Raw genomic sequence first — 20,882 nt, 5'->3', positions numbered from 1 at the left:
GAAGCGTGACGCGCGAGGTCGCGGTATGACGTGAACGCGGCATGAATATGTGCGACAGTCACACCAAGGCCTGCCATTGGTCTTGACCATCTCCGGACGAAGCCCCTACTGTCGCTTACTGCAAAGACCTTTAATAAAGAAGGACGGATAAAAGCCCGCTCTCCCACCTGCCGCAACAGCGGACAGCGGGCCCGGCATCCGCCCTCCTCGGTGCAGGGCGGACAGAACCAGGTGGAGGACACGGTGGGGACGACAGGACAGCTTTCGGCGGTGCCGGAACCGAAGTACTGGCACCTGCGCACGGTGCTGCTGCGGGCCATCGACTCGGAGTTCTCCACCGGCCAGGTCCTGCCCAACGAGCGCGAGCTGTCCGCCCGCTTCGGCGTCGCCCGCGCGACCCTGCGGCAGGCCCTCGACCAGCTGGAGCTGGAGGGCCGTCTGGTCCGCCGCCGGGGCATCGGCACCCTGGTCGCCGCCCCGCGCGTCGGCGTCCCCGTCAACCGGCAGGAGGAGGGCTGGCCCGGCGCCGCCCGCAGCCACGCCTGGCGGACGGTCGACTGCACCACCGCCCCCGCCTCCGCGCAGCTGGCCAAGAACCTGGGCATCCCCGAGGGCGCCACCGTGCACACCGTCCGCCGGGTCCGCCTGGTGGAGGGCCGGGCGGTGGCGAGCGAGTCGCTGCACGTCCCGGCCGCCGCGCTGCCGCACCTGCCCGGCTTCCGGGCCGAGAGCGACCGCGCCCGCTCGGTGCTGCGCCAGCTGGAGCGCCTGGAGGTGGACGGCGAGTCCCGCTCGGTCGAGCTGGGCGTCGCCGAGGCCAGCGAGGCCGTCCTGCTGGAGCGCCCGCCGGGCTCGCCGGTGCTGGTGATGACCACCCAGTACGCCGCGGCCGGCCGTCTGGTGGCACTGGCCGTCTCCACCTACCGGGCCGACACCTGCAAGCTGACCTTCGGCGAGACCGGTCTGGTGGAGGTCACCCCGGTCGCCGCCGGCTCCGAGGTGCGCACCGCCTCCTGATCCACCCTCCGAAAACCCTCAGGGCGAGGCCCGGACACCCGCGCGGTGTCCGGGCCTCGCCCGTGTCGGAAGCCCGTGTCGGAAGCCCGTGCCCGAAGACTGCCCGGGCCCGCCTCCCGTGCCCGAAGGCTGCCCGCGCCCGAAGCCCGGGCCCGGCACGCGTCAGGCGCGCCCGTTGCCGGTGGTCGGCGGGTCGACGGCGAAGAGCTGGTCCTCGACCTGGTCGAGGGCGACGCGCAGCGCGCCCATGGCCACGACCTCGGAGCCGAGCGCGGCGAGCGCGACCTCGGGGGCGCGCAGGGTGAACTGGGCCAGGCGTTCGCGCAGCGGTTCCAGGACGCCGTCCAGGCCGGCGGCCCAGCCGCCGATCACCACCAGCCGGGGGTCGATGGCCAGGACGAGCGCGGCGACGCCCTGCACCAGCCGGGTGAGGAAGCGGTCCATGGCGACCTTGGCCACCTCGTCGCCCTCCCGGGCGAGCCGCAGGACGCGGGCCACGGCGGCCTCGTCGAGCGGGTTGAGCGGCTTCCCGGTGGTGGAGAGCAGGCGCTCCGGGGTGACCTCCTGGCCGAGCAGGTGGAGGGCGCCGATCTCGCCGGCCGCGCCGCCGAAGCCGCGGTGCAGTCGACCGTCGATCAGGGAGCCGGCACCGGGGCTGAGGCCGGCCATGACGAAGACGACGTCGCCGGCGCCGACGGCGGCGCCCTGCCAGTGTTCGGCGATGGCGGCGAGGTTGGCGTCGTTCTCGATCAGGACGGGGCAGCGGAAGGAGCGGCGCAGCCGGGCGCCGAGGTCGAGTCCGGTCCAGCCGGGCATGGCGGTGCCGAGCTGGACGGTGCCGTCGCGGTCGACGATGCCGGGGGTGCCGACGCCGACGGCCCACAGGTTGTCGCGGGAGATGCCGGCCTTGCGCAGCACCTCGGCGACGGCGGTGCGGACGGCGGCGAGGCGGTCCTCGGCCTCCAGGGTCTCGTCCACCGGCTTGAAGTGACTTCCCACCACCTCGCCGGTGAGGTCGGCGAGGACGACCCGGATGTCGTGCACCCCGATCTCGATGCCGAGGATGTGCCCGGCCTCGGCGCGGAACCGGAACCAGCGGGCCGGGCGGCCGCGGCGGCCGGCGCCGTTCTGCCCGTCGTCCTTGGGCTGCTCGACCTCGGCCACCAGGCCGGTCTCCACCAGGCCCTCGATGACGCCCTCGACGGTGGGGCGGGAGAGTCCGGTCTCGCCGACGAGCTGGGTGAGGGTCACGGAGTGGCCGGTCCGCAGCGCCCGAAGCGTGACCGCCGCGTTGATCCGCCGCAGCAGTGAGGAGTCTCCTCCGGTGAGCCGATCCGCCAATGCGATGCCCTTCGCCGTTCGCGCGACTGCCCTGGCGCGCGGTGTCGAGTGCGCGGTGCCCACCGAATGGCCCGCGGGGGTGTGCCGTCCGGTCACGGCGCGCCGGCAGGGGGCCGCCCGCGCCAGGGCCGGAGGACATGCGGGAGCCTACCCGGGGGCGGGCCCGGCGGGCGAGAATCCCCGCAGCTCATCCAGGCTTCGGTATCGAAATGGTACGCATCGGGTGGCGGTGCGTGACCCGGGCTTCACCGCTCGACCACGGACGGCCCGTGCCGGGGCTCCCGGAGCGGCCCGGAGGCGGGTACGGGCGGGGCGGCGCCCCGGCGCCGGGTACGGGCGGGAGCCGCGGTGCCACCGGGAGCTGACCGGGAGCTGCGGGAGCCGCGGTGCCGCCGGGGGCGGTCGGCGGTGGTGCCGCCGGGTCAGGGGGTCACGGCCGCGAACAGCCGCTGCCCGAGCAGGCCCATCGGGTGGCCGTCCTCGGGCAGCACCAGGACGGTCGGGCAGCCGGCGGCGGTGAGCGCGGCCCGCCAGTGCTCCGCGGGGCGGGCGGGGTCGTCCCCGGCCCGGCCGGTGATCAGCAGGTCCAGTTGTTCGTCGGTCGGGGCGAGGAGCAGCAGCAGGCCGCCGGGTACCAGCAGGTCGGTCAGTTCGGCGAGGCCGGGGCCGGCGGGGCCCGCGAGGCCACCGGCCCCGGCCGGGTCGCCGGCGTCGCCGACGGTGGCCACGAGGACGTCGTAGCGGTCGCCGTCGGGCTGCTGGTGGTGGTCGGCGGTGCGCCGGGGGCGGGCGGCGAGGGCCCGGGTGACGGCGGAGTCGGCTCCGTCCGGGCCGAGTTCGAGCACGCGCAGCGGGGCCGGCCCGTCGTGGGCCTCGGCGAGGCCGCGGACGAGTGCGCCGAGGGCGGCGCCGAGGTAGCCGCGGGAGGCGGCCCAGCGGACCGGGGTGGCGGCGGCCCGGGGTTCGTCCTGCCCGGTGATCAGGCGGGGCAGCCGCAGGGCGCCGCGCCGGACCCGGTCCAGGGCGGCGACCGGGCCCAGGCCGTCGGTCCAGGTCTCGACAGCGGGCCGCCAGGACTCCCGGGCCTCGGCCGGGGTGGGGGCGGAGCGGCCGTGCAGGGCGTCGCCGTGGCGGGCTATCAGGCCGTGCCGGTGGAGGGCGTCGAGCCAGCGGGTGACCCGGGGACGTTCGGCGGGGGTGGTGCCGGTGGCGGCGAGGATCTCGTCCTCGGTGTGTCCCCGCGCGGGGTCGGTGAGGACGTCGCTCTGCTGGAGGGTCAGCAGCAGGGCGGTGAGCACGGCGTGGTCGAGCTGGGCGCCGAAGGCCCGGACCTGCTCGGGGGTGATGCCGATGGTGTGCTTCCACGCGGCGGCCGAGGCGGTGGCGACGGCGCCGCGCAGGCGCCGGTCGGCGGCCTCGGCGGGACTGCGCGGGGCCCGGACGTGGGCGAGGACGGCGCCGAGCGCGTCGACGGCGGCGTACACGTCGTCCTGCCGGGGTTCGGGGCCGACGTGCAGGACGAGCCGCAGCGCGCCGAGGTCGTGGCCGGGGAGGCCGGGGTCGCGGCTGAGGCGCCAGAGCAGGGTGGAGGGCAGGCTGAGGTGGGTGGTGGCGCTGTCGGCGAGGGCGGTGAGCTGCTGGTCGGGCTCCTGGTCGAGGTCGCCGCAGTAGACGGTGCCGCCGGCGAGGAGGGTGGCCAGGGCGAGTTCGACGGCGAGGTCGGTGGCGGGGTGGAGGACGGTGTGCCGGATGGGCGGGGCCCCGAGGACGCCGGCCCAGTGCCGCAGCCGTTGTTCGGCGGTGCGGGCGGCGGAGGGGGCCAGCGCGGCGTGGGCGGCGACCCGCTCGGCGAGGGCCCGGGGCAGGCCGCCGGGCGGGGAGACTCCGAGCAGCAGGCCGATGCCGCTGATCGCGCGCCCGCCGGCGACGACGGCGGGCCGGTCGCCGAGTTCGCGCAGCGCGCTGACCAGGGCAGGGGTCGGGGGCACGGTGATCACTCCGGGGTGTGGGGGGAAGCCGCACTACTGAACCATGCGGCCGGGTCGGGCGCTGCCGTGCACGGGTCAAGATTCCGTAATGATTTTCATATCGGCCAGCCAAAGTGGTCGGACGATCTCCGCCCGAAGCGGATGGAACTCCGCATTCCGGAAGGGTGATCGACTCCTTGACAGGCGCTCCGGGCACTGGGTTACTTGGCCGTGGGAGCCTGACCGAACGATCGGTAGGCACCCGGATCGGCCGACCCGTGGAGGAGCGACGATGACCGGCACCCCGCCCGACCCGCACCGACGGCTCGGGGAGCCGATCCCGCCCGCCCTGCTGGACGACGGCGAACGGCTGGGCCTCGACGAACTGCGCGCCCTCCAGCTCGAGCGGCTCCGGGCCACCCTGCGCCACGCGTACGGGGAGGTCGAACTGTACCGCCGGAAGTTCGACGCGGCCGGCGTCCGCCCCGAGGACTGCCGCACCCTGGCCGACCTCGCCCGCTTCCCCTTCACCACCAAGGCCGACCTGCGCGAGGGCTACCCGTTCGGGATGTTCGCCGTCCCGATGGAGCGGGTCCGCCGGATCCACGCCTCCAGCGGCACGACCGGGCGCCCGACCGTCGTGGGCTACACCGAGGCCGACCTGTCGATGTGGGCCGACGTCGTCGCCCGCTCGATCCGCGCCGCCGGCGGCAGGCCCGGTCACAAGGTCCACATCGCCTACGGCTACGGGCTGTTCACCGGCGGCCTGGGCGCGCACTACGGCGCCGAGCGGGCCGGCTGCACCGTCATCCCGGCCTCCGGCGGCATGACGGCCCGGCAGGTGCAGATCATCCAGGACTTCCGCCCCGAGATCATCATGGTCACCCCCTCCTACCTGCTGACGCTCCTCGACGAGTTCGAGCGGCAGGGCGTCGACCCGCGCGACACCTCGCTGCGCATCGGCATCTTCGGGGCCGAGCCGTGGACCGAGGAGATGCGCCGGGAGATCGAGGACCGGCTCGACCTGCACGCCGTCGACATCTACGGCCTCTCCGAGGTGGTCGGTCCGGGCATCGCGCAGGAGTGCGTGGAGACCAAGGACGGGCTGCACATCTGGGAGGACCACTTCTACCCGGAGGTCGTCGACCCGTTCACCGACCGGGTGCTGCCCGGGGGCGAGGGCGGCGAGCTGGTCTTCACGTCGCTTACCAAGGAGGCGCTGCCCGTCGTCCGCTACCGCACCCGCGACCTCAGCCGGCTGCTGCCCGGCACCGCGCGGCCGGCCTTCCGGCGGATGGAGAAGGTGACCGGGCGCAGCGACGACATGATCATCCTGCGCGGGGTGAACCTCTTCCCGACCCAGGTCGAGGAGATCCTGCTCCGCACCCCGGGCGTCGCGCCGCACTTCCAGCTGCGGCTCTCCCGGCAGGGGCGGCTGGACGCGATGACCGTCCGGGTCGAGGCGCGCCCGGACGCGCCGGCCGAACGACGGGCGGCCGCGCGGGAGGAGATCGCCCGGGCGGTGAAGGACGGGGTGGGCGTCACCGTCGAGGTCGAGGTGGTGGACCCGTACACGCTGGAGCGGTCGGTGGGGAAGATCAAGCGGGTGGTCGACGAGCGCGGCTGACGGTGCGGGGCCGGGGCGCCGTTCGCGCCGCTCGCGGCGGTGCGGTGCGGTGCGGCGTGGTGTCGGCGCACGGCGCACGGCGCACGGTGCGCGGTGTGCGCGAGGAGGTCGGAGGCGCACGGCTGTCCGGGGGGTGATGCCGTACGCCTCCGACGTCTACAGAAATGTAGACGGCTGGTCCGGGTGCCGTCCAGCCACCGCGCGCCGTTCGTCCGCCGCGCGTCCGCTGCCACCGCGCGCCGGCAGGGGGCTCACCGGTCCCGTCCGTCCCGAAGCCGGGCCGTCCCGCAGCCGGTCCCGTTCCGGAGCCGGTCCCGGCTCACTCTCCCCGGGCACCCCGACCGTCCCCTCCCCGGCCGGGGCGTCCGGCGTGCCGGGTCGCCTCAGCGCCCGGAGCCGTCGACGACGGTGTTCCCGGTCAGCTCGCCGCTGGTGCCGTCCACCGTTACCCGGTGGCGCACCCCGTCCGGGCCCACGACCACGACGGCCCAGGCCGCCGAGCCGCCCTGCGCGGTGACCCGGTTCAGCGACTCGGCCCGCCCGCCGGGCACGGCGGCCTGCGCCTTGTCCAGCGCGGCGGAGGCGGCCAGCGAGGGCAACGGCGCCGGGGCCGGGCGGCCGGCGTCGGCACCCGGCCGGTCGCCGCGCCCCTCGCCCTGCCCGCCGCCGTGGTGCCGGCCGGCACCGGCCCGGTGCTCGTCGCCGCCCCGGTCGCCGTGGTCGTGCGAGCCGCCCTCGTCGCCCCGGCGGTTCTCGCCCCGGCCGTTCCCGCCCTGGCCGCCGTGCGACCAGGGGCCCTTCCCGACCGGACCGTCCCCGGCCCGGTCGAGCGCGCCGTGGTGCCCGCGCGCCATCCCCTCGTGCGCGACGGAGACCACCACCGCGCCCGCGCCGACCAGCGCGACCGCGGCGACCCCGGCGGCTATCCGCTTCTCCTGGCCGCTCGCCCAGCCGCGCAGCCGGGCCGCCCGGGAGCGCTTCGGCGCCGGTTCGGGCTGCCACTCCGGCCCCTCGGGCAGCGGGGTGGTGGAGGACGTGGCGTCGCTCATCGGGCGTTCTCCTTGCCTGGGCTGTTCATCGCGCCCGGAACCCCCGGGTCGCGCCCGGCGATCATGGCGGACCCTTCCTGAACCCCCGCTTAAGACCGGCCCGCCCCCCGCGGGACCCGCCCCCCGCGGGACCCGCCCGGCGGCGGGGCGCGCGGGGCCACCTGGCACCCTGAGCGGATGCACATACTCGTCGTCGAGGACGAACACCGGATGGCCACGGCGCTGCGCCGGGGCCTGGAGGCGGACGGCCACACCGTCGACACCGCCGCCAACGGGCCCGACGGCCTCGTCCTCGCCGGCCGCCACCCCTACGACGTGATCGTCCTCGACATCATGCTGCCCGGTCTGGACGGCTACCGGGTCTGCGCCAGGCTGCGCGCCGACGGCTGCCGGGCCGGGATCCTGATGCTCACCGCCAAGGACGGCGAGTGGGACGAGGCGGAGGCGCTGGACACCGGCGCCGACGACTACCTCTCCAAGCCGTTCTCCTTCGTCGTGCTGCTCGCCCGCCTGCGCGCCCTGCACCGCCGGGTCGACCTGCGGCGCCCGCGCCTGCACACCCTCGGCGACCTCGTCCTGGACGCCAACGCCCTCACCTGCACCCGGGCCGGCACGCCCGTCCACCTGACCGCCCGGGAGTTCGCGATCCTGGAGTGCCTGGCGGCGCGCGCCGGGACGGTGGTCTCCAAGCGGGAGATCCTCGACCAGGTCTGGGACGCCGACCACGACGCCGACCCGAGCGTCGTCGAGGTCCACGTCCACGCGCTGCGCCGTAAGATCGACGCCCCGTTCGGCCGGACCGCGCTGCAGACCATGCGCGGCGCCGGCTACCGGCTCGCCCCGGACGGCGGCTGAGGTGCACCCGCGCGTCCCCCGGCTCCCGAGCGCCCTCCGTGCCCCGCGGCTCCCGCGCCGGCTGCACCGGTTCGTCCCCCGGTCGGTGCGAGCCCGGGCCACCGCCGCCGCCGGGACGGTGCTCGCCGCGGCCCTCGCCCTGGCCGGCGCCGGACTGCTCGCCACCGTGCGCGCGGACCTGGTCGCCTCCGCCGCCTCGGCGACCCGCCAGCAGGCCGAGACCGTCGCCCAACTCGCCGTCCAGGGGCGGCTCACACCCGTGCTGCACGCCGGACACGGCACCGACTTCCTGCAGGCCGTCGACGCGCACGGCACCGTCCTCGCCGCCAGCCCGGACCTGAGCGGCCGGCCGGCCCTCACCGCCGCCCGCCGGGCCGGCTCGCACACCACCCACGACGTCGATCCGCTGCACGACCACCACCGCCAGCGGCTCACCGCCGTCACCACCGACACCCCGGACGGGCCGGTCACCGTCTACGCGGGCACCTCGCTGCGGGCGGCCGACGAGGCGCTCGACACCACCCGGGCCGCGCTCGCCGTCGGCTGCCCGCTGCTGCTGCTCACCGGGGTCGTCGTGACCTGGCGGGTGACCGGGCACGCGCTGCGGCCGGTGGAGGCGATCCGGGCCGAGGTCGACGCGATCACCGGGCAGGACCTGCACCGCCGGGTGCCCGAACCCGGCACCGCCGACGAGATCGCCCGGCTCGCCGCCACCATGAACGCCATGCTCGACCGGCTGGAGGACACCGGACGGCGCCAGCGCCGGTTCATCGCCGACGCCTCGCACGAACTGCGGAGCCCGCTGGCGGTGCTGCGCACGCAGCTGGAGGTCGCCGACACCCACCCCGACCCGGCGGTGCGGGCCGAGCTGGTGCACGGCGCGCTCCAGGACACCGACCGGCTGCAGGGCCTCGCCACCGACCTGCTGCTGCTCGCCCGGCTCGACGCGGGCGGCGGGGCCGAGGATCGGCCCCGGCAGCGGACCGACCTCACCGGGCTGGTCGCCGCGACCGTGCTGGGCCGCCCGGCCGGGGCGCACCGGCGCAGCACCGACCTCGCCCCGGGGGTGGCCGTCGACGGCGTCCCGCTCTGGCTCGGGCGGCTGCTCACCAACCTGCTCGACAACGCCGACCGGCACGCGGCCGGCGCCGTCCACGTGCGGTTGGCCGCCGACCCCGGCCGGGGCGTGGCCGTCCTGGACGTGGAGGACGACGGCCCGGGCATCCCGCCGGCCGACCACGAGCGGGTCTTCGAACGCTTCACCAGGCTGGACGACGCCCGTAGCCGGGACGAGGGCGGCAGCGGACTCGGCCTCTCGATCGCCCGGGACATCGCCCGCCACCACGGCGGCACCCTGGCCGTCGTACCGGCGCCGTCCGGCACCCGGCTGAGGGCGGAGCTCCCCATGGCGGCCCCGCACCGGTGACCGCGGGACGGTGACCGGGGGACCGGTGACCGCAGGACGGCGATCGCGGGACGGTGACCGCGGCGCGGTGAGCGCGGAGCGGGTGCTGACGGTCGGACACCGGACGCGCCGCCGGCGCCGACCGGCACGCGCCCGGCATCGTCGACGGCCGTCGACGGCCCTCGGCGGGCGCCGACGGGTGCGCCGCTCCCTCCGACGGCCGAGCCCGGACGCTCCCGGTGACCCGTTCGGCCCAGCCGGGATCGTGGTGACGGCCGGAGGTTCCCAGACTCGGAGGAGCGGGGGCGAACTCAACCGGAGAGGCTTCCTCATGAGCATCGGGCTTCGCCGCGTCCTCGCGGTGACCGCAGTGGTTTCCCTCGGCCTGGGCGCGGCGTCCTGCGGCAGTGCCAAGCAGTCCACCACCAGCAGTGGCGGCTCCTCGGGCAGCGCGGGCGGCGCGAGTGTGAGCGGCAGGGGAGCCGTGCGGATCGGCCTGCTGCTGCCGGAGAGCAAGACCACCCGCTACGAGCAGTTCGACCGGCCGCTGATCGAGCAGAAGATCAAGGAACTGGCCCCGGACGCGCAGATCGACTACTACAACGCCAACCAGGACGCGACGCTCCAGCAGACCCAGGTGGACACCGCCCTGACCAAGGGCGACCAGGTGCTGATCCTGGACGCGGTGGACTCCAAGTCGATCCAGTCCTCCGTCCAGAAGGCCCACGACGCGGGCGTGAAGGTGGTCGCCTACGACCGCCTCGCCCAGGGACCGGCGGACGCCTACGTGTCCTTCGACAACCACAAGGTCGGCCAACTGCAGGGCCAGGCCCTGGTGGCGGCGGTCGGGGACAAGGCGAACAGCGGCCAGATCATCATGATCAACGGCTCGCCCACCGACCCCAACGCGGCCGACTTCAAGGCCGGCGCGCACAGCGCCATCGACGGCAAGCTGAAGATCGGCAAGGAGTACGACACCCCGCAGTGGGACCCGAACACGGCCAACCAGGAGGCCGCCGCCGGCATCACCGCGATCGGCCCGAACAACGTGGTCGGCATCTACTCCGCCAACGACGGCATGGCCGCCGGTATCGCCACCGCGCAGAAGGCCGCCGGGATCAACACCCCGCTCACCGGGCAGGACGCCCAGCTCGACGCCATCCAGCGGATCCTGGTCGGCACCCAGACCATGACGATCTACAAGCCGTTCAAGCCGGAGACCGACGCCGCCGCGCAGATGGCCGTCACGCTGGCCCAGGGCCAGTCGCTGCCCTCCACCGTGGTGCCCACCTCGTCGACCAGCGGCAGCGGCAACAAGGTGCCGTCCAACCTCATCACGCCGATCGTGGTCAACAAGGACAACGTCAAGACCACCGTGGTCCAGGACGGCCTGTACACCGTCGCCCAGATCTGCACCCCGGAGTACGCCGCCGCCTGCACCGCGGCCGGCCTCCAGTAGTCCGCGGCGTCCCGTAACGAGCAGGCCCCGCCTCCACACCGGAGGCGGGGCAAGGGAGTTGGTCACTGTGGCAGGTGAGACCGTACTGGCCCTGCGCGGGGTCTCCAAACGGTTCGGCGCCGTCCAGGCGCTCACCGACATCGAACTGGAGGTGCACGCCGGAGAGGTGCTGGCCCTGGTCGGTGACAACGGCGCCGGCAAGTCCACCCTGGTGAAGTCGATCGCCGGCGTGCACCAGCCGGACGACGGGTCGATCGAGTGGCAGGGCCGCCGGGTGTCCATCCACCGGCCGCAGGACGCCCAGCACCTGGGCATCGCGACGGTCTACCAGGACCTCGCGCTCTGCGACAACCTCGACGTGGTCGGGAACCTCTTCCTCGGCCGCGAGATCCGGCGCTTCAGCATCCTCGACGAGGTCGCGATGGAGAAGCGCTCCCGGACGCTGCTGGACACCCTCTCCATCCGCATCCCGAGCGTGCGCATCCCCGTCGCCTCGCTCTCCGGCGGCCAGCGCCAGGTGGTCGCGATCGCCCGCGCGCTGATCGGCTCGCCCAAGGTCGTCATGCTGGACGAACCCACCGCCGCCCTCGGCGTCGAGCAGACCGCTCAGGTGCTCGACCTGGTCGAGCGGCTGCGCGAGCAGGGCCTCGGGGTGATCCTGATCAGCCACAACATGGCGGACGTGATGGCCGTCGCGGACACCGTCGCGGTGCTGCGCCTCGGCCGCAACAACGGCGTCTTCGACAAGCGCTACACCAACCAGGAACAGATCATCTCGGCCATCACCGGCGCCACGGACAACGCCGTGACCCGCCGGCAGGCCCGCGGCACGGAGGGCTCCCAGTGACCGAGAACTTCCCCGGGGGCGAGCCCGAGCGCCAGCACGTCCCGCTGCCCGAGGACAGCATGCCCAAGGGCGGCGTCAACGCGCCCGTCCCGGTCGCCCCCGAGGCGACCCCGGCCGTCGACCCGCGGCTGATCGTCCGCCAGGAGGGCGTCAAGGGCTACGTCGGCGAGTTCCGCCGCCGCCTCAGCAGCGGCGAACTCGGCTCGCTGCCGGTGGTGCTGGCCCTGATCGTGATCTGGGCCGTGTTCGGCAGCCTGAACAGCAGCTTCCTGTCCGCGCAGAACCTCTCCAACCTGTCCCAGCAGATCGTCGGGACCGGCATGATCGCGATCGGCGTGGTCTTCGTGCTGCTGCTCGGCGAGATCGACCTCTCGGTCGGCTCGGTCAGCGGCCTGTGCGCGGCGATCTACGCCGTCCTGCTGGTCACCCACGGCGTCAACCAGTGGGTGGCGCTGCTGGTCGCCCTCGCGGGCGGTGCCGTCGTCGGCCTCATCCAGGGCGTCTTCTTCGCCAAGGTCGGCGTCCCGGCGTTCGTCGTCACCCTCGCCGGCAACCTGGGCTGGAACGGCCTGATGCTCCAGGTGCTCGGTGCGACCGGCACCGTCAACCTCCCCGGCACCGACATCGTCTCCCGGCTCTACAGCACCATCTACGGGCAGCAGGCCGCCGCCTACGGGGCGGCGGTGGTGGGCGTCGCGCTGTTCGTCCTCGCCTCGCTGCTGGACGCCCGGCGGCGCCGCGCCGCCGGGGTGCCGTACCGGCCGGTGGCCGACGTCGTGCTGCGCACCGTCCTGTTGGCGATCATCGCCTTCCTGGCCGCCTACACGCTCAACCAGTACAAGGGGTTGCCGCTGGCCCTGCTGATCTTCCTGGTCTTCATCGTGGTGCTGGACTTCGTGCTGCGCCGCACCGCCTACGGCCGCCAGGTGTTCGCGCTCGGCGGCAACATCGAGGGCGCCCGCCGGGCCGGCATCAACGTGTCCTGGATCCGGATCAGCGTCTTCACCATCTGCTCCACCATGGCGGCGGTCGGCGGTCTCTTCCTCGCCGCGCAGATCCAGTCCGCCAGCCAGACCTCCGGCGGCGGGAACCTGCTGATGAACGCCATCGCGGCGGCCGTCATCGGCGGCACCAGCCTGTTCGGCGGCCGCGGCAAGACCTGGTCGGCGCTGCTCGGCGCCCTGGTGATCGGCTCGATCCAGTCCGGCATGAACATCCAGGGCCTGAGCAACGCCATCCAGTTCATGATCACCGGTCTGGTGCTGCTGGCCGCCGTCGTGGTCGACTCGCTGGCCCGGCGCACCCAGAAGGCGGCCGGCCGGGCGTGAGCACCCGGCGCGGGCCCTATGCTGCCGACATGCCGAGTGAGCTGCGCACTCTTCAGCCGGAGCCCGACCTCGCCTTCGTGCGGAGCGCGACCGAGCTGAAGCCCGTCCCGTTCGTCCCCGAGGTCCGGCTGCACATGGCCGAGGACGCCATCGCCCTGTGGGAGACCACCGAGCGGGCCCGCGGCGAGGTGGGGCTGCCGCCGCCGTTCTGGGCCTTCGCCTGGGCCGGCGGGGTGGCCGTCAGCCGCCACCTGCTGGACCACCCCGAGCTCGTCGCCGGGCGGACGGTGCTCGACGTGGCGGCCGGGTCCGGGGTGGTCGGGGTCGCCGCCGCCCTGTGCGGGGCGCGGTCGGTGTACGCCGCCGAGATCGACGCCTACGCGGTGGCCGCGATCGGTCTGAACGCTCGGGCCAACGGCGTGCGGGTGGAGGCCGCCCTGGTGGACCTGGTCGACGGCGACGGCGCCCCGGCTGACGTGGTGCTCGCGGGGGACGTCTTCTACGAGCGGGAGATGGCCGCCCGCTTCCTGCCCTTCCTGGAGCGGGCCGCCGCCCGCGGCGCGACCGTCGTCGTCGGCGACCCCGGGCGGGCCTACCTGCCCCGGGACCGGTTCACCGCGCTCGCCGACTACCGGGTGCCGGTGGTCGCCGACCTGGAGGACACCGCCGTCAAGACCACCACGGTGTGGCGGCTCGGCTGACGGGTGCTCACCCGGTGCCGGAGCGACGGGCTTTCGGTGCGAGGGGTTTCGGAGCGATGGGGTTTCGGTGCGGGTGTGGTGCGGGTGTGGTGCCCGGGCACCGGTGGTGCCATCGGTGACGCACGGTCATGCCACCATGGTTACCGGCCGGTAATCAGATGGTTTCCGGCCCGTGAAACCGCACCACCGTAAGGAGTCACCATGCGTCGACGCATCTCGGCCCTCGTTCTGACCGCAGCCCTGGCCGGGGGCGCCCTGGCGACGGTCGCCCAGGTCGCCGCCGCCCAGCCCGCGGCGGCCGCCTCCGTCACCGTTGACCTCAACAAGATGCGCCAGCAGGTCCAGGACCTCCGCCAGAAGGCCAACCGCCTGGACCACGAGGGCGAGCGGGACGCCGCCCGCAAGGCCCGCGCCCAGGCCGACCAGCTGCAGCGCCGGATCGACCAGATCGAGAAGTCCGAGCGGGAGTCCGGCCGCCACTTCTGACGGCCGCCACTTCTGACGGTCGTCGCGTTCGCGCCGCCGCCCGCCCCGCCCGTCGACCGGGCCGGGGCGGGCGGCGCCGTCGTCCCCGCCGAAGGCCGTCCGCGGAGCGGAATTCCCGGCGGCGGCCCGGGGCCCGCTGCTAGACAGGCCCGCATGACCGAACAGATCGCCCTGCGCACCGCCACCCCCGACGAGATCCCCGCCCTGCTGGCCCTCTGGGCCAGGGCGGCCAAGGGCGCCAGCATCACGGACGACCCGGCGGGCGTGGCCGCGCTGCTCGCCCGTGACCCCGAGTGCCTGATCGTCGCCACCCGGGCCGGCGACCCGGCGACCGTCCTCGGCACCGTCATCGCCGGGTGGGACGGCTGGCGCTGCCACCTCTACCGGCTCGCCGTCGACCCCGACCACCGTCGGTGCGGCATCGGCGCCGCCCTGCTGGCCGCCGCGGAGCGGCGCTTCGCCGCGCTGGGCGGCCGCCGTGCCGACGCCATGGTGCTCGACGACAACGCCCTGGGCCACCGCACCTGGCAGGCCGCCGGGTACCGGCCGGAGCCGCAGTGGAGCCGCTGGGTCAAGCCGCTGCCGGCCTGATCCGCCCCCGGCCCGGTCCGCCCCGGCCGCCGCCCGCCCCGCCCGTCGACCGGGCCGGGGCGGGCGGCGCCTCCGTCAGCCGCGCAGGGCGGCCAGCCAGGCCTCGACCTCGTCGGAGCGGCGGGGGAGGGCTGCGGAGAGGTTCTCGTTGCCGTCCTCGGTGACCAGGATGTCGTCCTCGATCCGGACGCCGATGCCTCGGTACTCGGCCGGCACCGTCAGGTCGTCCTGCTGGAAGTAGATCCCCGGCTCCACGGTGAGCACCATGCCCGGGCGCAGCGGGCCGTCGACGTGGATCTCGGTGCGGGAGTGGGCGCAGTCGTGGACGTCGATGCCGAGCATGTGGCCGGTGCCGGCCAGGGTGAACCGGCGGTGCAGGCCCAGCTCGTAGACCTTGTCGGCGGTGAGGTCGCCGAACAGGCCCCAGGAGGTGAGGTGTTCGGCGAGCTCGCGCTGCGCGGCGCGGTGGAAGTCGCGGAAGTCGGCGCCGGGCCGCACCGCGGCGATGCCCGCCTCCTGCGCCGCGTACACGGCGTCGTAGACCTTGCGCTGGAGGTCGCTGAACCGGCCGTCGACGGGCAGCGTGCGGGTGATGTCGGCGGTGTAGAGGTGGTGCGTCTCCACGCCTGCGTCGAGCAGCAGCAGCTCGCCCGGCTTCGCGCGGCCGTCGTTGCGGACCCAGTGCATGGTGGTGGCGTGCGCGCCGGCCGCCGCGATCGTGCCGTAGCCGACGTCGTTGCCCTCGACCCGGGCGCGGACGAAGAAGGTGCCCTCGATCAGCCGCTCCGCCGTCTCGGTGTCGGCGCCGAGCACCCGCACGACGTCCTCGAAGCCGCGGGCGGTGGCCTCGCAGGCGAAGCGCAGCTCGGCGATCTCGAACGCGTCCTTGACCAGGCGCTGGCCGGACAGGAAGACCCGGAACTCCTCGTCCCGCTCGGCGGTGGCCCGCTCGTGCAGGGTCTCGTCGACGCCCGCGTCGTGGCCGCGCAGCACCCGCACCGGCGCGGTGGCGGCCCGCAGGTCCGCCCGGACGCCGCGGACGTCCCGGCAGGGCAGGCCGAGCAGGCGCTCGTTCTCGGTCAGGCTGTTGCGGCGGCCGTCCCACAGCTCGCCGTGGGTGTCGAGCCAGAACTCGCCGTTCTCCCGGTCGGAGCGGTTGCGCAGGTAGACGGCGGCGCGGTGGCCGGTGTCGCCGGTGGGCTCCAGGACCAGCACCGCGTCCTCGGAGCGGTCGCCGGTGAGGTAGGCGTAGTCGGAGGTCGGGCGGAACGGGTAGTCGGTGTCGTTGGCCCGTACCTTGGGGTTGCCGGCCGGGACCACCAGGAGCTCGCCGGGGAAGGCGGCGGACAGCTCGGCGCGGCGGCGGGCGGTGTGCCCGGCCTGCGGGAGCGGCGCGAGGTCCGACCGTTCGGTGTCGGCCCAGCCGTGCTTCATGCTCTCGGCGAGCTCTTCGGTCACCCCGCGGGTCAGGCCGTTCTTCCGGTACGTGATGGTGTCGGCGGACTCGGTCACTGCGGTCTCCTGGTGAGGGTGGTGGACGTGGGGTGTCTCGCTACGCTGACCCGTCCGTCGGCATGCGTCCCGTACGGTATATCGAACAGAGTCCGAAGAGAAGAGGTCGAGCGTGAGCGACTCCGAGGGATCCGTCCGGGGCGTCCTCGCCGCCAACCTGAAGCGTGTCCGGGCCCAGCAGGGGCTGTCGCTCTCCGAGGTGTCCCGGCGGGCCGGGATCGGCAAGGCGACCCTCTCCCAGCTGGAGTCCGGCACCGGCAACCCGACCCTGGAGACGGTGTTCGGGCTCTCCCGGGTGCTCGGCGTGCCGATCTCCGACCTGGTGGAGGGGCGGCCCGCCGAGGAGGTCACGGTGGTGCGGGCGGCCGACGCCGAGGTGCTGAGCGGGCGCGGCGTCGACCTGCGCCCGCTGCGCCGGATCGAGGCGGAGGGCGTGGTGTTCGAGGTCTACGACCAGCAGGTTCGCACCGACGGCACGCAGATCTCCGCCGGCCACACCGGCACCGAGCACACCGTCGTGCAGTCCGGCCGACTGCGGGTCAGGGCGGGCCGCCGCGAGTTGGAGCTCGGCCCCGGTGACTACGTCGGCTTCGACGCCTCGCTGCCGCACTCCTACACCGCCGTCGGCGGCGAGCCGGTCCGTTCGGTGCTGCTGCTGCAGTACCGGGCGGAGCAGCGGCTGCACCTCGCGGACGGCGGAGCGGGGCCGGGCGGGGCGGCGGCGGACGGGGCGGCGGGGAGGGCGGCGCTGGAGCCCGCGGCCCGACCGGCCCTGGGGCCGTCGCCAGGGGGCGCGCACTGACCGGTGCGGTTCGCCAGGGCCGCCGTTCGTTCGCTGAACCGAACGGGCGGCCGGGGATGCTCCGGCCCCCACTCCCCTCGCGGTGGGGGCCGGAGCGGGTCCCCGTCGCGCCGACGGGACGAGCATGCCAAGGGCGGCCGCCGGACGGCCATGCATTAGCCTCTGGGCCTAATAGTCAAGATCGCGCCAGGTCAGGGGTGGCTGCGGGGAGCCGGAGGAAGGTTCGTGATCGCACTGAGGTTCGGGGTCGCGGACCTCGCGAGGACCCGCTTCGTCATATCGCCGCTCGACCACCTGATGGCCGGCTCGGCCCGGCAGGGCGTGCACCAGGGCACCGGCTCGCGCAGCGAACGCTGGTGGCGGGACGCCCGCCGCCACGTGCCCGACCGGGCCAGGCGCTTCCTCGACGTGGTCAACGCCAGTGCGATCGGCGTCCCCGACTTCATGGTGGCGGACCTCGACGCCGTCCGCCGGCAGCTGGACGACGAACTCGACGCCCTCCTCGCCGTCCCCCAACAGGCCGTCGAGGAGGGCGTCGCGATGTTCGGCAGCGGGGCCGGCCTCCCGACCGCCCTCGCCCGGCTGCGCGACGACGGCGCCCGGGGCCTGCGCGAGGTCGGCGACGGCGCCTGGGCGCTGTTCCGTTCCTGCCTCGCCCCGGACTGGCCCGACATCCGCCGCGCCCTGGAGGCCGACATCGCGGTGCGGGCCAGCACCGCAGCCCGCTCCGGGATCGGCGCGATGCTCGACTCGCTCCACCCCAACGCGGTCTGGCGGGACGAGGGCGTGCTGGAGTGCACCCTCGGCGAGCTGGAGGGCTCCTTCGACCTGGCCGGCCGGGGCCTGGAGCTGCGGCCCAACTACTTCGTCCAGCAGAGCATCGGCCTCCTGGCCGGACCGGACCGCCAGAGCCTGCTGCTGCACCCGCTCGGCGCCCCGGCCGCCGAGCCCGCGCCCCGGCCGCAGGCCGCCGACGGACTCGCCGCCGCCCTCGGCCCCGCCCGGGCCCGGGTCCTGCGCGCCGTCGCCGGGGGCTGCTCCACCACCGAACTCGCCCGGCGCCTCGGCGTCACCCCGCCCTCGGCCTCCGCCCACGCCGCCGCGCTGCGCGCGGCCGGCCTGATCGGCACCCGGCGCGAGGGCAAGCAGGTCCGCCACACCGTCACCGAGGTCGGCCACGACCTCCTGCGCGACAACCCGCCGCCCCGGGTGCCGGCCTGACCGCAGGACAGGGCAGGCAGGACAGGCGGGGCAGGGCAGGCCTGTGGCGAGGCCCGTGGCCGACCCACCTGGCCGGTGCTCAGGGGTTGGCGAGGGCGTAGCTGCGGAAGGTGGCGAGCAGCGGCAGGACCTCGGTCCGGCTCGGGTCCTCCGTGACGGCGCGCATGGCGTCGATCACGGCGTGGGCGATGGCCCTGGTCGCCGTGAGGTCGTCCCGGTCGGCGAGCTCGCCCCAGGTCTTGAGGGCCCGGGTGAGCAGGGTGCTCATCCGGGCGCCGACGGTGGAGCCGACGGCGTCGGAGAGCTCCGCGATCTCCTCGTCGCTCATGCTGGAGCGCAACCCGAACGCCAGCGCCATCAGGGTGTCCATCGCGTGCTCGCCGTACGCGGCGACCAGCGCCGGGAGCGCGCGCTCGTCGGCGCCGCCCGCGGCCAGGGCGGCCAGCGCCTCGTCGTCGTCCTTCCACGCCGCCTCCAGGGCGGCCAGCGCCCGCAGCGACTCGTCCACCGTCATCCCGTCCGTCATGCGAGCACGGTAGTGAGCCGCCGCCCGTCCGGTCCCCGGTTCGGGGCGGGGCGTCACCCCTTCGAGCGAAGCGGCGGCGGTTCGGGCCGGTGGGCGTCGGCGAACTGCTGGGCGTCCCAGGTGCCGCCCAGTCCGGGGGCCAGCGAGGTGAGCGCGAGGGCCGGGAAGTCGCTGGCGGCGCCGGCCCGTTCGGGCAGTGCGCCGAGCAGCGGGGCGCCGGCCGAGCGCGGCAGGTCGGCGAGGTTGCACCGCTCGGCGAGGCCCGGCCGCTCCGGCCAGGAGCCGACCAGGACGCCCGCGAGCGGGAGCCGGCGGGCGGCCAGGGCCTCGGCCGTGAGCGAGACGATGTTCAGCGTGCCCAGCGCGGCGGCGGCCACCAGCAGCACCTCGGCCGCCAGCCCGGCGTCCAGGACGGCCCGGGCCTGGTCGGCGAGGGTGCGGCCGTCGTCGTCGTAGCGGACCAGCAGCCCGCCGGCACCCTCGACCAGGACCAGGTCGTGGGTGGCGGCCAGCTCGGCGACGGCCCCGGCCACGTCGGCGGGGGAGAGGAAGGGCAGCCCGGCCCGCCGGGCGGCGGTGTCCGGCGCCAACGGCTCCGGGTAGCGGGCCAGTTCGGTGGTGGTCAGCGCACCGGTCGCCAGCTCGCCGGTCGCCGGTGCGCCGGCGAGCCGCCGGACCTCGGCGGCGTCGCCGGGCTCGTCCGGGGTGACGCCGGTCTGCCCGGGCTTGAGGACGGCGACCCGCAGGCCGCCCTGCAGCGCCGCCGAGGCGACGGCGGCGGTCGCGACGGTCTTGCCGACGTCCGTGTTGGTGCCCGTGACGAACAGGACGCGCGAGCTCACCCCGCCACCGCCGCGGCGGTCACGGCGGCCGCGATGCGGGCCACGTCCTCGTCCTGCGACACGTAGGGGGGCATGGTGTAGATCAGGTCCCGGAAGGGGCGCAGCCACACGCCCTCGCGGGCGGCGGCCCCGGTGGCGGCGGCGACGTCCACCGGGTGGTCCAGCTGCACCACGCCGATGGCCCCGCGGACCCGCACGTCCCGCACGCCCGGCAGTCCGGCCGCCCCGGCGAGGCCGGCCCGCAGCCCGGTCTCGATCCGCTTCACCTCGACGGCCCAGTCCTGGCCGAGCAGGAGGTCCAGCGAGGCGTTGGCGGCCGCGCAGGCCAGCGGGTTGCCCATGAACGTCGGGCCGTGCGCGAGCACCGGCACCTCGCCGCGGCTGATGCCGTCGGCGATCTCGCCGGTGCACAGGGTGGCGGCCAGCGTCAGGTACCCGCCGGTGAGCGCCTTGCCCAGGCACATCACGTCCGGGGAGACGCCCGCGTGGTCGGCGGCGAACAGCGCGCCGCTGCGGCCGAAACCGGTGGCGATCTCGTCGAAGACGAGCAGCACCCCGTAGCGGTCGCAGAGTTCGCGCAGCATCCGCAGGTAGGCGGGGGAGTGGAACTGCATCCCGCCGGCGCCCTGGACGACCGGCTCGACGATCACGGCGGCCAGCTCGTCCGCGTGGCGCGCCATCAGCTCCTCGAAGGACGCGGCGTACCCGGCGTCGAACGGCGCGTCGAAGCCGGCCGGCGGCTGCGGCGCGAAGAGCTGCCCGGGCAGCACCCCGCCCCACAGGTGGTGCATGCCGCCGTCCGGGTCGCAGACGGACATCGGGTGGAAGGTGTCGCCGTGGTAGCCGCCGCGCCAGGTGAGCAGCCGGTGCTTCTGCGGACGCCCGGTGGACCGCCAGTACTGCAGGCACATCTTCATCGCGACCTCGACGGACACCGAGCCCGAGTCGGCGAGGAAGACGTGCTGCAGCGGCTCCGGGGTGATCTCGACGAGCCTCGCCGCGAGCCGCACGGCGGGCTCGTGGGTGAGCCCGCCGAACATCACGTGGCTCATCCGCCCCAGCTGCTCGCGCACGGCCTCGTCCAGCACCGGGTGCCGGTAGCCGTGGATGGCCGCCCACCAGGACGACATCCCGTCGACCAGCTCGCGGTGCCCGCCCGGGACCGGCTCGGCCAGGCGCAGCCGGACGCCGGACGCGGACTCGACCACGTACGGGGTGGCGGTGCCGGGCATCGGTCCGTACGGGTGCCAGACGTGGGCGCGGTCGAGGGCGAGCAGCGAGTCCGCGGGGAGCGGGGGCATGGTGG

General features: G+C 75.1%; 19 protein-coding genes. 12 read left to right on the top strand and 7 right to left on the bottom strand.

Going from position 1 to position 20,882, the window contains the following annotated elements; genetic code table 11:
- Positions 1 to 243: 243 nt before the first annotated feature.
- Positions 244 to 1,017: a GntR family transcriptional regulator gene (locus ACIRS1_RS13915; protein ID WP_360219507.1), complete on the top strand. Its 774-nt coding sequence runs from the start codon at positions 244 to 246 to the stop codon at positions 1,015 to 1,017.
- Between the two features lie 162 nt (positions 1,018 to 1,179).
- Here ACIRS1_RS13915 and ACIRS1_RS13910 read toward each other — a convergent pair whose 3' ends face one another.
- Positions 1,180 to 2,358, bottom strand: a complete 1,179-nt coding sequence (locus ACIRS1_RS13910) for an ROK family protein (protein ID WP_402839196.1) — start codon at positions 2,356 to 2,358, stop codon at positions 1,180 to 1,182.
- Between the two features lie 422 nt (positions 2,359 to 2,780).
- Positions 2,781 to 4,346, bottom strand: coding sequence for a hypothetical protein (locus tag ACIRS1_RS13905; RefSeq protein WP_402839194.1), 1,566 nt, complete (start codon positions 4,344 to 4,346; stop codon positions 2,781 to 2,783).
- Between the two features lie 271 nt (positions 4,347 to 4,617).
- On the opposite strand from ACIRS1_RS13905, the gene paaK reads away from it, so the two are divergent.
- Positions 4,618 to 5,952, top strand: coding sequence for a phenylacetate--CoA ligase PaaK (paaK, locus tag ACIRS1_RS13900; protein WP_387899627.1), 1,335 nt, complete (start codon positions 4,618 to 4,620; stop codon positions 5,950 to 5,952).
- Between the two features lie 383 nt (positions 5,953 to 6,335).
- Here the strand turns inward: paaK and ACIRS1_RS13895 are convergent, their stop codons facing one another.
- Positions 6,336 to 7,001 (bottom strand): hypothetical protein, encoded by a 666-nt coding sequence (locus ACIRS1_RS13895; RefSeq protein ID WP_402839192.1) that lies wholly within the window; start codon positions 6,999 to 7,001, stop codon positions 6,336 to 6,338.
- 177 nt (positions 7,002 to 7,178) lie between these two features.
- Here ACIRS1_RS13895 and ACIRS1_RS13890 point away from each other — a divergent pair, with 177 nt between their 5' ends.
- From ACIRS1_RS13890 to ACIRS1_RS13855, 8 genes are all read left to right on the top strand, one after another.
- Positions 7,179 to 7,856 carry a response regulator transcription factor gene (locus ACIRS1_RS13890; protein WP_360219492.1) on the top strand — a complete coding sequence of 226 codons (678 nt, stop codon included), beginning with the start codon at positions 7,179 to 7,181 and terminating at the stop codon, positions 7,854 to 7,856.
- Positions 7,857 to 7,941: 85 nt separating this feature from the next.
- Positions 7,942 to 9,282, top strand: coding sequence for a sensor histidine kinase (locus ACIRS1_RS13885; protein WP_402839189.1), 1,341 nt, complete (start codon positions 7,942 to 7,944; stop codon positions 9,280 to 9,282).
- A 310-nt stretch (positions 9,283 to 9,592) separates the two neighbouring features.
- Positions 9,593 to 10,720: a sugar ABC transporter substrate-binding protein gene (locus ACIRS1_RS13880; protein WP_402839187.1), complete on the top strand. Its 1,128-nt coding sequence runs from the start codon at positions 9,593 to 9,595 to the stop codon at positions 10,718 to 10,720.
- 67 nt (positions 10,721 to 10,787) lie between these two features.
- A complete protein-coding gene (locus tag ACIRS1_RS13875) occupies positions 10,788 to 11,567 on the top strand; it encodes an ATP-binding cassette domain-containing protein (RefSeq protein ID WP_387899619.1) in 780 nt (259 codons plus the stop codon).
- A 59-nt stretch (positions 11,568 to 11,626) separates the two neighbouring features.
- Positions 11,627 to 12,895 (top strand): ABC transporter permease subunit, encoded by a 1,269-nt coding sequence (locus ACIRS1_RS13870; RefSeq protein ID WP_360219513.1) that lies wholly within the window; start codon positions 11,627 to 11,629, stop codon positions 12,893 to 12,895.
- 29 nt (positions 12,896 to 12,924) lie between these two features.
- On the top strand, positions 12,925 to 13,596 hold the full coding sequence (locus tag ACIRS1_RS13865) for a class I SAM-dependent methyltransferase (protein ID WP_402839184.1): 672 nt from the start codon (positions 12,925 to 12,927) through the stop codon (positions 13,594 to 13,596).
- A gap of 201 nt (positions 13,597 to 13,797) precedes the next feature.
- A complete protein-coding gene (locus ACIRS1_RS13860; protein ID WP_360219477.1) occupies positions 13,798 to 14,082 on the top strand; it encodes a hypothetical protein in 285 nt (94 codons plus the stop codon).
- Positions 14,083 to 14,235: 153 nt separating this feature from the next.
- A complete protein-coding gene (locus ACIRS1_RS13855) occupies positions 14,236 to 14,673 on the top strand; it encodes a GNAT family N-acetyltransferase (RefSeq protein ID WP_402839182.1) in 438 nt (145 codons plus the stop codon).
- A gap of 75 nt (positions 14,674 to 14,748) precedes the next feature.
- Here the strand turns inward: ACIRS1_RS13855 and ACIRS1_RS13850 are convergent, their stop codons facing one another.
- Entirely contained in the window at positions 14,749 to 16,185 is a 1,437-nt protein-coding gene (locus tag ACIRS1_RS13850) for an aminopeptidase P family protein (protein WP_402839179.1), read from the bottom strand.
- Between the two features lie 112 nt (positions 16,186 to 16,297).
- On the opposite strand from ACIRS1_RS13850, the gene ACIRS1_RS13845 reads away from it, so the two are divergent.
- Entirely contained in the window at positions 16,298 to 16,987 is a 690-nt protein-coding gene (locus tag ACIRS1_RS13845; protein WP_402839177.1) for a helix-turn-helix domain-containing protein, read from the top strand.
- A 225-nt stretch (positions 16,988 to 17,212) separates the two neighbouring features.
- Positions 17,213 to 18,208, top strand: a complete 996-nt coding sequence (locus ACIRS1_RS13840; protein WP_402839175.1) for a helix-turn-helix domain-containing protein — start codon at positions 17,213 to 17,215, stop codon at positions 18,206 to 18,208.
- A gap of 79 nt (positions 18,209 to 18,287) precedes the next feature.
- Here the strand turns inward: ACIRS1_RS13840 and ACIRS1_RS13835 are convergent, their stop codons facing one another.
- Genes ACIRS1_RS13835 through ACIRS1_RS13825 form a run of 3 tightly spaced genes read right to left on the bottom strand, consistent with a single transcriptional unit; the run spans position 18,288 to position 20,877 of the window.
- A complete protein-coding gene (locus tag ACIRS1_RS13835) occupies positions 18,288 to 18,734 on the bottom strand; it encodes a hypothetical protein (RefSeq protein ID WP_402839173.1) in 447 nt (148 codons plus the stop codon).
- A gap of 53 nt (positions 18,735 to 18,787) precedes the next feature.
- Positions 18,788 to 19,576, bottom strand: coding sequence for a dethiobiotin synthase (bioD, locus tag ACIRS1_RS13830; protein ID WP_402839171.1), 789 nt, complete (start codon positions 19,574 to 19,576; stop codon positions 18,788 to 18,790).
- Entirely contained in the window at positions 19,573 to 20,877 is a 1,305-nt protein-coding gene (locus ACIRS1_RS13825) for an adenosylmethionine--8-amino-7-oxononanoate transaminase (protein ID WP_402839169.1), read from the bottom strand. The genes bioD and ACIRS1_RS13825 overlap by 4 nt, the downstream gene beginning before the upstream one ends.
- Positions 20,878 to 20,882: the final 5 nt, after the last annotated feature.

The sequence above is a fragment of the Kitasatospora sp. NPDC101176 genome (assembly GCF_044768035.1).
GTDB lineage: Bacteria > Actinomycetota > Actinomycetes > Streptomycetales > Streptomycetaceae > Kitasatospora.
Note: the sequence above shows the minus strand (reverse complement) of the source record. Positions and strands in the feature narration are given on the sequence as shown.